The 10,937-nt window shown below is 69.1% G+C and carries 15 protein-coding genes; 9 read left to right on the forward strand and 6 right to left on the reverse strand.

What is annotated here, in order from left to right; translation table 11 throughout:
- Nucleotides 1–32: 32 nt before the first annotated feature.
- The 5 genes from ABT085_RS08525 (at nt 33) to ABT085_RS08545 (ending at nt 3,296) form a co-directional block, all read left to right on the forward strand.
- A complete protein-coding gene (locus ABT085_RS08525) occupies nt 33–794 on the forward strand; it encodes an SDR family oxidoreductase (RefSeq protein ID WP_351603579.1) in 762 nt (253 codons plus the stop codon).
- Nucleotides 795–836: 42 nt separating this feature from the next.
- A complete protein-coding gene (locus ABT085_RS08530; protein ID WP_351603581.1) occupies nt 837–1,172 on the forward strand; it encodes a hypothetical protein in 336 nt (111 codons plus the stop codon).
- A 4-nt stretch (nt 1,173–1,176) separates the two neighbouring features.
- Nucleotides 1,177–2,115 (forward strand): Dyp-type peroxidase, encoded by a 939-nt coding sequence (locus ABT085_RS08535; protein WP_351603583.1) that lies wholly within the window; start codon nt 1,177–1,179, stop codon nt 2,113–2,115.
- A gap of 402 nt (nt 2,116–2,517) precedes the next feature.
- Nucleotides 2,518–2,802 carry a hypothetical protein gene (locus ABT085_RS08540; RefSeq protein WP_351603585.1) on the forward strand — a complete coding sequence of 95 codons (285 nt, stop codon included), beginning with the start codon at nt 2,518–2,520 and terminating at the stop codon, nt 2,800–2,802.
- A 53-nt stretch (nt 2,803–2,855) separates the two neighbouring features.
- On the forward strand, nt 2,856–3,296 hold the full coding sequence (locus tag ABT085_RS08545) for a CNNM domain-containing protein (RefSeq protein ID WP_351603587.1): 441 nt from the start codon (nt 2,856–2,858) through the stop codon (nt 3,294–3,296).
- Here the strand turns inward: ABT085_RS08545 and ABT085_RS08550 are convergent.
- Both ABT085_RS08550 and ABT085_RS08555 read right to left on the reverse strand, forming a co-directional pair.
- Nucleotides 3,256–4,581 (reverse strand): transposase, encoded by a 1,326-nt coding sequence (locus ABT085_RS08550; protein ID WP_351603589.1) that lies wholly within the window; start codon nt 4,579–4,581, stop codon nt 3,256–3,258. The two genes, ABT085_RS08545 and ABT085_RS08550, sit on opposite strands and share 41 nt — an antisense overlap.
- Before the next feature lie 74 nt (nt 4,582–4,655).
- Nucleotides 4,656–5,855: a PP2C family protein-serine/threonine phosphatase gene (locus ABT085_RS08555; protein WP_351603594.1), complete on the reverse strand. Its 1,200-nt coding sequence runs from the start codon at nt 5,853–5,855 to the stop codon at nt 4,656–4,658.
- Nucleotides 5,856–6,247: 392 nt separating this feature from the next.
- Here ABT085_RS08555 and ABT085_RS08560 point away from each other — a divergent pair, with 392 nt between their 5' ends.
- Nucleotides 6,248–6,808, forward strand: coding sequence for a hypothetical protein (locus ABT085_RS08560; protein ID WP_351603596.1), 561 nt, complete (start codon nt 6,248–6,250; stop codon nt 6,806–6,808).
- Here the strand turns inward: ABT085_RS08560 and ABT085_RS08565 are convergent.
- A complete protein-coding gene (locus ABT085_RS08565) occupies nt 6,770–7,078 on the reverse strand; it encodes a ferritin family protein (RefSeq protein ID WP_351603598.1) in 309 nt (102 codons plus the stop codon). The two genes, ABT085_RS08560 and ABT085_RS08565, sit on opposite strands and share 39 nt — an antisense overlap.
- Nucleotides 7,079–7,619: 541 nt before the next feature.
- Here ABT085_RS08565 and ABT085_RS08570 point away from each other — a divergent pair.
- The 3 genes from ABT085_RS08570 (at nt 7,620) to ABT085_RS08580 (ending at nt 9,224) form a co-directional block, all read left to right on the forward strand.
- Entirely contained in the window at nt 7,620–7,898 is a 279-nt protein-coding gene (locus tag ABT085_RS08570; protein ID WP_351603600.1) for an SHOCT domain-containing protein, read from the forward strand.
- A 170-nt stretch (nt 7,899–8,068) separates the two neighbouring features.
- Nucleotides 8,069–8,497 carry a sulfocyanin-like copper-binding protein gene (locus ABT085_RS08575; protein ID WP_351603602.1) on the forward strand — a complete coding sequence of 143 codons (429 nt, stop codon included), beginning with the start codon at nt 8,069–8,071 and terminating at the stop codon, nt 8,495–8,497.
- 181 nt (nt 8,498–8,678) lie between these two features.
- A complete protein-coding gene (locus ABT085_RS08580) occupies nt 8,679–9,224 on the forward strand; it encodes a transposase (RefSeq protein ID WP_502982695.1) in 546 nt (181 codons plus the stop codon).
- A gap of 22 nt (nt 9,225–9,246) precedes the next feature.
- On the opposite strand, the gene ABT085_RS08585 is transcribed toward ABT085_RS08580, so the two are convergent.
- The 3 genes from ABT085_RS08585 to ABT085_RS08595 all read right to left on the reverse strand — a co-directional run.
- A complete protein-coding gene (locus ABT085_RS08585; RefSeq protein ID WP_351603604.1) occupies nt 9,247–9,786 on the reverse strand; it encodes a GNAT family N-acetyltransferase in 540 nt (179 codons plus the stop codon).
- Nucleotides 9,787–9,914: 128 nt separating this feature from the next.
- Nucleotides 9,915–10,361, reverse strand: a complete 447-nt coding sequence (locus ABT085_RS08590) for a hypothetical protein (RefSeq protein ID WP_351603606.1) — start codon at nt 10,359–10,361, stop codon at nt 9,915–9,917.
- A gap of 94 nt (nt 10,362–10,455) precedes the next feature.
- Nucleotides 10,456–10,937: transposase (locus ABT085_RS08595; protein WP_502982696.1), on the reverse strand; the 482-nt coding region annotated here is incomplete at its 5' end.

Consider the following 10,937-nt stretch of genomic DNA (forward strand, 5'->3'; position numbering starts at 1 on the left):
GACCGACCAGGCGTTGAGGAGGTTGATGCACGATGAAGGTCGTGGTGTTCGACGACGGAGGACTCATGGGCGTCGAGACCGCCCTGTGGGTCAGGGACCACGGACACGAGGTGGGCATCGTCTCGGCACCCGCCGGGTTCGACGCACTCACCCCGGAGGAGGTCGCCGACGCCCTGCACGGCTGTGCGGTGGTGATCGACCTCGTCCATCAACCGCCCCCCGCCACCGGCACGTTCCCCACGGAGAACGGCCCGGCCAGCGGCCTCCTGCGCGCCGCGATCGCCGCCGGGGTGCGGCACCACGTGTGCCTCTCCGCGGTCGGCGTGGACCGGGTCCGCGATGACGGTGCCTTCACCGCGCTGCGCGCCCGGGAAGCCATGATCGAACGCTCCGGCATCCCACACTCCATCCTGCGCAGCACCCAGTTGTTCGAGGCCGCCGAGGCCATCGCGGACACGGCCACCGAGGACGGCGCCGTCCGGGTGCCGCCGCTGCGCGTGCAGCCGGTGTCCCTGACGGATGTGGCGATGTACCTCGCACACATCGCGGTGTCCCGGCCCCTGGGCGGAGCGCGCGAGATCGCCGGCCCCGAACGGTTCGGGCTGGATCGGTTCGTCCGTATCGCCCTCGCGACGGACGCGGACCGCCGGCCTGTCCACACGCACACCCATAGCCCCTTCCTCGGCGCTCGCCCGCGCACATGGGACCTCCTGCCGGGCCCCGGCGCCTTCGTCGCGCAGACCAGTTACCGGGAGTGGCTCGCCGGCCGCCCCGCCCCCGAGGTCAGCTCCTGACCCCGCCCACCCCGAACCCACCCTCACAGGAAGAGAACACACATGACGACACTGGACATCGAGCTGCTCGGTGCGATGCGCGAACTCGCCGCCGTACCAATGCCGTCGGACACCTCCCGCCCCGGCGGCGGACGGCCCCCGCGCCGCTTCGCCCTGGAGCTGCACGTCCCGGACGAGCGGCACCGGGAACTGGAGGCCGAACTCCAAGTGGCCGCCACGACCGACGGACCGCACCTGCGCGGGAGCGCGGGGCGCTGGCGCGTCCTGGACGGCTGGAGCAAGGTCTCCACCGGACGCCGCCATGAGATCTGCATCTACCGGTTGGAGGTCCAGGAGGCCGAACCGCCGATCCCCGCGGCACCGAGAACGGGGGACTGACCCCGTGCCTCAGACGATCTCGTCCCCTCTGACCAGTGCGGCGATCTTCTTGGTCGTCACGGTCAACGACGGCGGCGAACGTACCGTCCGCGACCTCCTGCCAGACCTCGGCTCCCTGGAACGTTCCGTGGGGTTCCGCGCCCACCCGGACGGTCTGCTGAGCTGTGTGACCGGCATCGGGTCCCACGCCTGGGACCGCCTGTTCGCCGGCGAACGCCCAGCGCGCCTGCACCCCTTCGAAGAACTGCGCGGCCCACGGCACCGAGCGGTCGCCACCCCCGGCGATCTGCTCTTCCACATACGCGCCGCGCGCCAGGACCTGTGCTTCGCCCTCGCCACCGAGATCATGACTCGGCTGCGCGGAGCGGTCACGGTGCGGGACGAGGTGCACGGCTTCCAGTACTTCGACGAACGCGACCTTCTCGGCTTCGTCGACGGCACCGAGAACCCCACAGGTGCCCGGGCGCAGGCCGCCGTGCTGGTGGGGGAGGAGGACCCGCGCTTCGCCGGCGGCAGTTACGTGATGGTGCAGAAGTACCTCCACGACCTTGACGCCTGGGAAGCCCTGCCCGTGGAAGCCCAGGAGCGGGTGATCGGCCGGCGCAAACTCTCCGACGTGGAACTGGCGGACGACGTGAAACCGGCCGACTCCCACATCGTCCTTACCATCGTGACCGATGCCGAGGGCACCGAGCGGGAGATCCTCCGCGACAACATGCCGTTCGGGACGGTGGGCGCCGAGGAGTTCGGTACGTACTTCATCGGATACGCGCGCGACCCCCGGGTCACCGAGACGATGCTGGAGCGCATGTTCCTGGGCACGGACACGGCTGCGCACGACCGCATCCTGGACTTCTCCACCGCCGTCACGGGGACCCTGTTCTTCACCCCGTCCGCGGACTTCCTGGCGGACCCGCCCGAACTGCCGGACAGCGGGAGTTGACCGGACGACGGCACAACAGCGTCACACCGTCCTTGCCCTACCGGTCTTCAGGACGAGACACTGCGCTCCCAGACCGGGGGAAGGCGCGGCACGCGCCGTCGTCTGGGACGGCGACAAGGACCTGTTCCACCCCGAGACCGAGGCCGTCTCCCACTACTACCGGTTCCAGGAACTCGCGGGACGCCGCTACCGCCCTGGCGATACACCGCAGTCCGGTCCCACCGGCGACGCCGTGACCGTGGACCCGGCCGGCATCCGGCCCGTGCGCCCCCACCAGCGCACGGCCGACCACCCCGAGGGCAGCGCGATCCGCACCGCCCAGGAGGCGTTCAACCAGACCTACTGCAAGATGCTCCAGATGCCGGAAAGCAGGCCTTCAACAGCAACCCGGCGATGCTGGGCATGTCCGTGGGCACGATGTACGCGGCCGAGGGGCAGGAGCAGAGCCTGATGGCGATGCTGGACGACGACGGCCTGGCAGCTGGCCCCACCTTCGAGTACATCGCCCCCCGAGGACCGCGTCTAGAGCACACGGTCGGCGCTCCGGCGCCCTCAGGCGTCAGGATCCTCGCGCCGTACGAGGACGACGGAACCCGCGATGAGCAGCGCGACGATCACGCCGGTAGCCGGCCGAGGGCCTGGCCCGCCACCGCCATCCCGCCGGAACCAGCGCGGACCCATCTGTGACAGCCCCTGCCAGCCGCAGGGCGAGCCGCCCGTACGGATGGCACGGTGGCGCCATGGACGGCTTCGGGTTCGACCTCGCGCTCATCGCCGCGCTGATCATGCTCAACGCACTGTTCGCCGGCACCGAGATCGCACTGATCTCCCTGCGGGAGAGCCAACTACGCCGCCTGAAGCGCCGCGGCGAAGCCCGCACGACGCGACTGGTGCACCTGGCCGAGGACCCCAACCGGTTCCTAGCCACCATCCAGATCGGCATCACCCTGGCCGGATTCCTGGCCTCCGCCACCGCCGCGGTATCGCTGGCCGAACCCCTCGTACCCGCGCTGGGCTTCGCCGGTCGGGCAGCCGAGCCGCTGGCCATCACCCTGGTGACCCTGACACTCACCTTCGTGACGCTAGTGGCAGGCGAACTCGCCCCCAAACGCCTGGCCATGCAGTACCAATGCCACGAAGTTAAGGCCCTGTTGGCGGTGTCAAGGTTTCAGGGAGAGTGATCTTGTAAGTGCTTGGCGCGGTGCGGATGAGTCGGTCGTTGCGGGCCCAGTAGCAGAGTTGTGCGGTGAGGCTGCTGAGGGGGCGCCCCGAGGTGGGGAGCCCGAGATGCCGTGCGATGTCCCGGGTGTGCATGGCCTGGTTGGAGTTCGCGGCCAAGAGTTGGCAGACCTGGCCCCAACGGCCGGAGAGGGCCCGGCTCGGGTCCTGCATGCTGGGCAGGGCTGGTGGGTGCACGGTGATCTCGATGGCGGTGATCGATGTGCTGGCGCGTGGACGGCCGTCGCGGTTCCAGATGTTGTAGCGGGAGGTTCCGCACTTGACGATGCGGGCGGACAGGCGCATCCGGCGCCCGGGTAGCAGCGCGTGCAGAACGCGGGTGCCGATGTATCCCACCAGGTCGGAAGGGCTGCTCAGCCCTGAGGTCGCGGTCGTTCCGCCCAGGCTGACCACCGTGTCGCGGGCGGCTTCCAGAGCGACGGTGAAGCCGGCTCGATCGGGATCGCAGCCGGGCAGTGTCTCCACCGCGGTCACCATGACCGAGCGCAGGGCCTGGTAGAGGGTGAGCAGTCCCCACATCTCCTGGTTGAGGCCCACCGGGTCCTTCGAACGTAGGACCCGCCCTCTGAGCAGGGTGTGACGTAGAGCCAGGTAGGTGATCTCGATCTCCCAGCGCTCGTGGTAGAGACGCACCAGGTGGTCGGCTGGATCGGTGCGGTGGTCGCTGAGCGTGGTCAGCAGGCGGTAGGTCCCGCCGAAGTCGCCGCCGTCGGCGGTGCGGGAATGGACCTCGGCCTCGATCACCCGCAACGGGAGGCTCCCGATCCGGGTCAGGTAGGAGCCGTCGGGCAGCAGCGCTAGCACCGGCGGTCGTCGGGTGCTGGTAGCACGTATCAGGAACTGAGTCCCCTGAGCTGCGATGTCTGCGAGCAGGTCGTTGCTGTCGAAGGCGCGGTCCGCCAGGAGGAGCATGTCCGGGGTCAGGTGGCCGACCAGGTCGTGGGCGTAGTCGGTCTCGCCCTTGGAGGCGGGGCCGAAGACCGCTGCGACCAGGCCGCGGGTGCCTGTTTCGCACAGGGTCATGAGCATCAGTCGGGGGTGGCCAGTCGGGCCGTAGCGGCGTTCGGTGCGGCCGAGCCAGGACCGGTTGCGCTCGTGGTCGGGGACAGACAGGCTCCCGCAGCCGTCGAAGGCGACCGTGCGCCAGCGGCGGTAGCGCACTCCAGGTGTGGACGGCTGGGCCAGCGGACCGGCCAGCACGTCGAACAGCCGCTTGAACGGGGTCACCCCGACCCGCCGACGCAGGTCGCGAAGTGCCTTCTCCGATGGCTGCGTGTCTTCGGATGTGCACGGGGAAGTGCTTATGGGCCGGCTCCGGCGTGGGCGTGGCGGCCGTCGTGGCGGGGGCCGTGCCAGTCGAGGCACAGCACCGTGGCGTCGTCGGGCAGGTGGCCGTCGCAGGCGTCGGTGACCGCTGTTGTCAGGACGCGCACGACCTCGCGGGGATGTTGGCAGGCGGTCTCGCGCATGAGGCCGGGCAGGTCGACGGACTCGGCTTGTCGTTCCTGCATGCCGTCGCTGTGGAGCAGGAGCCGGTCGCCGGGGCGCAGGTCGAGGGACTGTACGTGGTAGGGGGTGGGTCCGGGGGCGCCGAAGGGCAGGTCGACGTCCAGGCGCACCTCGTTCACCGTGCCGTCGCGCAGGAGCAGCGGCCAGGGGTGTCCGGCGTTGACGATCTGTGCGCCGGTCCCGTCCAGGGCGATGCGCAGGAGCTGGCCGGTGGCCATGGTGTGGTGGCCGTGGTCGAGGAGAGCCTGGTGGATCCGGCGGGCCTGCTCGGTCAGGCTGGCGCCGTCGCGACGAGCGCCGCGTGAGGCATTGACCAGGAGGGTGGCCATGAGCGCGGCGTTGACGTCGTGGCCCATGGCATCGGTGACGGAAAGATGCAGGGTGTCGTGGTCGAGGGCGTAGTCGTAGGTGTCCCCGGCGGCGTCGTCGGCCGGGATCAGGCACGCGGCGAGCACGAACTGTGCGGCTTCGCAGGAGGGCGCGTCGGGCAGGAGCTGGCGCTGGATCTCGGCGGCCAGACTGAGAGGGGTAGCGCGCTGACCCCACCGGTAGAGGTCGGTGAAGCGGCGGTCGGTGACGATGATGTACGCCAGCGCGTGCGCGGCCTCGCCAACCTCGTCCAGGACCTCCTGGCTGACGTGCGGCAGGGACAACTCCAGGACGCCGATGGTGTCACCGCGGTTGGTCACCGGGGCGAACACCCGCTTTCCGTGCCCGGCGTCAGGGGCCTGCACCAGCTCCTGGGTGCGCAGCACCTGGTCGTAGACGCTGCCGGCCAGCTGGATCTGATCGGCGTCGAGGCCGGCCCGCGAGGCGATCCCCTCGTCGACCCGCACCATGTGCCGACCAGCGACGCCGACGAACAGGAACGACAGCGCCCGCGCGTCGAACCGGTCGCGTAGATTGCGCGCCACCACAGCGAGAGACGCCCCTGGCGCCGCGTCCTCCGCAGCGGCGAGCACCTCGGCCAGCCCGAACGGGTCACCCGGCATCCTTGCCTCCGCTCATGCGAATGTCCCAGCCTGCCGGCGGGCACTGCCCGCATGCGATCTCACACCGGTTCCACCTCGGCGGCGGGCAGGCACGCCCAGTCCCTCATTTATGAGAATCACCCTGCGCGACGGCCGTCGCCCGCACGGCAGCGAGGGTCCGCCTCGGACCCTGCTCCATACAAGCGCACATATCTGCATAAAGTCTTATTTGCCACACAATCTGGGAAAGGTGGAAATCTATCCTTCGAAGGGGACCCCGTGGAGGTTGGGCTGATCAACGGCCTTCCCGGCCATCCGCTCCTTGTTCACGGCGCGGTGGTGCTGGCCCGCTGACGGCGCTGGCGCTCGTGGTGTGTGCGCTGTGGTCTTCGGCGGCGCGCAGGCTCAGCTGGGTGTTGCCGGCGCTGGGGCTGGTCACTCTTGTCCTGGTGGTGCTGAGCACCGAATCCGGCGAGTGGCTGGAAGAGCATGTACAGGAGACTGCGCTGGTGGAAGAGCATGCAGAGATGGGCTCTGGTCTCACTGCGTGGGTGATCGCCCTGTTTGTCCTGACGGTCGCCGTCTGGCTGCTCGGCCGCGCGGGCTCCCGCTGGCAGCGTGAGCGCAGCGGTGCGGGCGAAAGTTCCGGCAACGGCGGGACGTCCGCCGTGGTCCGGCGGGCCGCTTCCGTTCCGGTGCGCGCCGCAGTGCTGGTGCTCGCCCTGGCCGTGGCCGTTGGCGCAGCCGTCGAGGTGTACCGGATCGGGGACTCGGGTGCGAAGGCGGTCTGGCACGGCCGGTTCTCGACGAGCGGGACCGGCGCCAGGGGGGTGACCCGGCAGTCGTGTCACCGGCCGCCCGGTGACACATGGGGGAGCTTGACCGGCCGGGCGTTCTCGCCTTGTGTCCAGCCGGTCTCGCGGCTCGGCCAGGAATCAGCGCAGTTGGTTGAGTGCCTGCTGGAAGGCGGCTGAGTGCTTGGCCTCGTCGGCGGCAGTGTTGCGGAAGCAGGTGGCGGTGGCGGTGTCACCGACGGTTGTGGCTCGGCCGGCGAACCCCGGGTACAGGGCGGTCGCTTTGTTGTGTTCTCCGGTGATGGCCTTGCTCAGGTTCGCCTTCGTCGTGCGGACCGGGCCGGCCAGGACCGCTTCGCCTGCAAAGTGCTCGTGCAGCTCGACCCCTGGCGGTGCCCTCGAACGGTCGGGCCAGTGCGGGGTTTCCCGTCCGCCGTGCCTGGGCGGCATAGAGCATGTACTTGGCGTGGGCGAGTGCCTCGCCGTGCATGGCGGTGTCGAGGTTGGTCCGGGTGCAGGCGGCCGGGCCGTAAAACCCTGCGGCAGGCAGTGGCTTTGGGTAAAACGCGCTAATCGGGTGATAGCTGGATAAGATCCCTATATCGATTACAACGACTGCTGACACTGACCTGCGCCGTTCGTAAGGTGGGCCGCCCACCGGCTGGCTCGGCATCGACGTCGGTCGCATCGGTCATCGCTGGCCCTGGGCGTCTGGGCGAAGTGATGGACTCCGGGCCCAGGTATCGAGATCGCTACAGCGCCCGGGCCCCGGCCGCCGGATCCGCATGAACCGGAGGCCGGGGTTGTCTGTGTCCTGGCTGCGGTCAGGGCCTGTCGTCTCGGCGGTCGGTCGGCGGCGCACTGCGGGCCTGACGGCCCTGGGCCTCGCCACCCTCCCCGGGGGAGGGCGGCGACCAGGCCGGGCGGTCGGCATGACGCATTCGCAGGGCAGGGCACAACGATTGCTCGCCAGCCGAGGAAGGTGATCGACATGATGTGGTACGACGGCGGCTGGGGCTGGGGCGGCTGGTTCTTCATGGCCATCTTCATGGTGCTGTTCTGGGCGCTGGTGATCGCCGGTGTCGTCGCGCTGGTCCGCTACCTCGCGGGCAGCCATCACGGCCACCAGGGCAGCCCGCCTTCCCTCTCTGGTGAGTCCGGGTGGGGAAGCAGGCGAGCGGAGGACCTGCTCGCTGAACGGTTCGCCCGCGGGGAGATCGACGAGGACGAGTACAAACGGCGCCTCGCGCTGCTGCGGGAGCACCGGTGAACGCGAGGCGCCCGCGCGGGATGTGGCTGGTTGCAGGGGCAGCCGCTGCACTGGTGCTGGGTATTGCGACCACACTGTTGTTCGCCGCCACCGGTGCCTTCCGCCACAGTGCGCCGGCAGCCTGGCGAGGGCCAGGCACGCAGTGCAGTGCGCCTGCTCTGAGAGGCCACGTGGTGGATGTGACCGTGGGGGACATGGGGCCGGGCATGATGGGCCGCCCCAACTGGCGTACCCCGGGCCCCGGCTGGCAGGGCATGGGCATGATGCGTCTGAACGCCACACCGGGCACGGCCCCGGCCGGCGTGGTGTCGCTGCGGGTCACCAACGTTGGCTCCCTCCCCCACGAAGTGGTCGTGCTGCCCCTGCCAGCGGGTCAGCCCGCAGGCGAACGCCCCACCGGTTCTGACGGGAAGGTCACTGAGACAGGCAGCCTGGGTGAGGCGTCGCGCAGCTGCGGCCCGGGGACCGGGAACGGCATCACGCCCGGCGCGACGGCCTGGACCACGCTGACACTGCAGCCCGGCCGCTACGAGCTGGTCTGCAACTTGCCCGGCCACTACCTGGCCGGCATGTACACCGAGCTGGACGTCACACGGTGACCACGGCACGTCTGTCTCAGCAGGCATCGCGGAGTCTTCCGGCCGGCGGGAGTCAGGCGCTTTGTCCGTAGCCCCCCGGCGTGGCGTGGATACGACGTAGCCCTGGCTGCAACCCCCAGCCCTACGAGCAGTTGGCTAGTGCTCTGACCGGGAAGGTTCGCCGGGTCGGCGGTTCCAGCGGTTGGATGTCCGAAGACGTCCGATCCGATCCGCCGGTCACCCCGAGCGTCATCCCGCGACCTACCGCCGCACCCACGGGGTGCGGTACTTCCATGGCTGCTATTCCGTCGGCGACGACCGGCTGTGGGGCGTCAACCGCCGCAAGAAGGGTGCGGTGAACACCCTGGCCGCACTGAGGTCGATCCGCGCCGCGCGCCCGGACGGCGCCCCGATCTACGTCATCCTGGACAACCTGTCCGCCCACAAGGGCGACAAGATCCGTCGCTGGGCGAAGAAGAACCGCGTCGAGTTGTGCTTCACCCCGACCTACGCCTCCTGGGCCAACCCGATCGAAGCCCATTTCGGGCCACTGCGGCAGTTCACGATCGCCAACTCCAACCACCGCAACCACAGCGTGCAGACCCGGGCCCTGCACGCCTACCTGCGCTGGCGCAACACCAACGCCCGCCACCCTGACGTCCTCGCGGCGCAGCGTCGCGAACGCGCCCGCATCCGCAGCGAGAAGGGCATCCGCTGGGGCGGACGCGCTCTCCCCGCCGCAGCCTGACCAAGCGACCGAGCCGAGAGCGTCAGACCCTCACACCACGCGCGATTCGGTACAGCACGTTCGGACGCAGTGTCCCTTCGGGCGCAGTGAGGTCGTCGAAATCGTCAGCCGGGTCGCGGGTCATTCCGATCCGGCGCATCACTGCTTGGGAACGGAGGTTGGTCGCAGTCGTCACTGCAAGAATCTCGGGGAGTTCAAGCGTTTCGAACCCGAAGGCCAGGCCAGCCAAGGCGGCCTCGGTGGCGTAACCCTGGCCCCAGGCCGAGCGAGCGAGCCTCCAACCGATCTCTACCCCCATGAACGGCATGCCGTCATCCACTTGGTCCAAGCCCGCGAAGCCGATGAACTCACCCGTGGCCTGCACCTCAACCGCCCACCACCCGTAGCCTCGCTGGTCGAACTCGGCCTGGAACCGCGCCACGGAGGCATCGCTCTGTTCGCGGGTGAGCAGGTCGCCCAAGTGCTCCCGAACCTCAGGATCGGCATTCATCGCCGCCCATGGTTCAAAGTCGGAGTCTTGCCATCGACGGAGCACGAGGCGATCGGTGCGCAGTTCAGCCATGCTGCCCAGCCAACGTGAGCGCTGCGCCCAAGGCAATCCATTTTCTTCGGGACTGCTACTGAACTTGAATGGGTGATGTCGGGGACGCGACCTGGTCAGCTGTGAGTGAGTGCCACGTCCCTGCTGGCCTAACCGAACAGGTCGTTGGAGAAGCCTGCGGCCTGCAGCAGTGCGTCCTCGGACATCCACAGCGACACGGTGTCGATCGCGAGCGCCCTGTCGATGAAGCAGTCGCTCGGGATCTCCAGCAGATCGTCGAAGCGAACCTTCTGCCGGGTTCGATCCGGGCTCCGCGGACCTCGCGTCACGGTCTGGAAGAAATCGGCGTCGGTGTGGACGATGGCCCAGCGTGTTGGACCGATGGCGAGGTTGAGGGCGTTTTCGGGGATGTCGGCGCCGCGCCACACAGAGACGCCGGCCAGGCAATCGGCCCCGGCCGCACGGTAGATCTGCGCGGCTCGGCCAGCGTGCGCAACGACTTCGGCGACGCCGGTCACCTGGTATCCGATCTCCACCTGGTCGGCCGGCTGCCAGTACCGGAGGTAGAAGGCTTTTGCGGCTCCTTGCTCGGTCATGCCGCCGCCGTTCAGGGCTCGGGCTTCCCAGGAGGGACCGCTCCCGGCGTGCGCTGCTATTGGAGCACGACTCCGCGCAGGCAAGACCAGCAGGTCAGGGGTCCGGCAACAAGCCGGTGCCCGTCAGACAGCCGTCGATGACATCCGGACGATACTGGAGGGTCTTGAGCTTGCGTTTCACGGCGCGGGTGACCTCGCCGAGGTTCGCTGCGGCGAGGTTGCCGATGTCGCGCTTGACCAATGACCAGACACCTTCGGTCGGGTTGAGGTCGGGCGCGTAGGTGGGCAGCTGGAAGACTGTGAGCCAGTCGGCGTTCGCGTCGATGAACTCGCGAAGCTGCTTGGTCAGGTGCAGGCGGACGTTGTCCCAGACCAGCACGATGGGACCGCCGAGCTGGATGCGGGCGCGGACGATCAGGTCCCGGAAGTCGCGCCAGCCGAAGCCCTTCGGCTGGTCCTTGCGTCCGGTGTACTCCCGGACGGGCCCTACCCCTTGATCGTGGGCACCCTGATCATTGGATCGTGATGATCCATAGGACAGGAGTTCCCGTTGGGGACGTCGAAGTACTCGCCTGA

Source organism: Streptomyces sp. NPDC002265 (genome assembly GCF_040296125.1).
Taxonomy (GTDB): domain Bacteria; phylum Actinomycetota; class Actinomycetes; order Streptomycetales; family Streptomycetaceae; genus Streptomyces.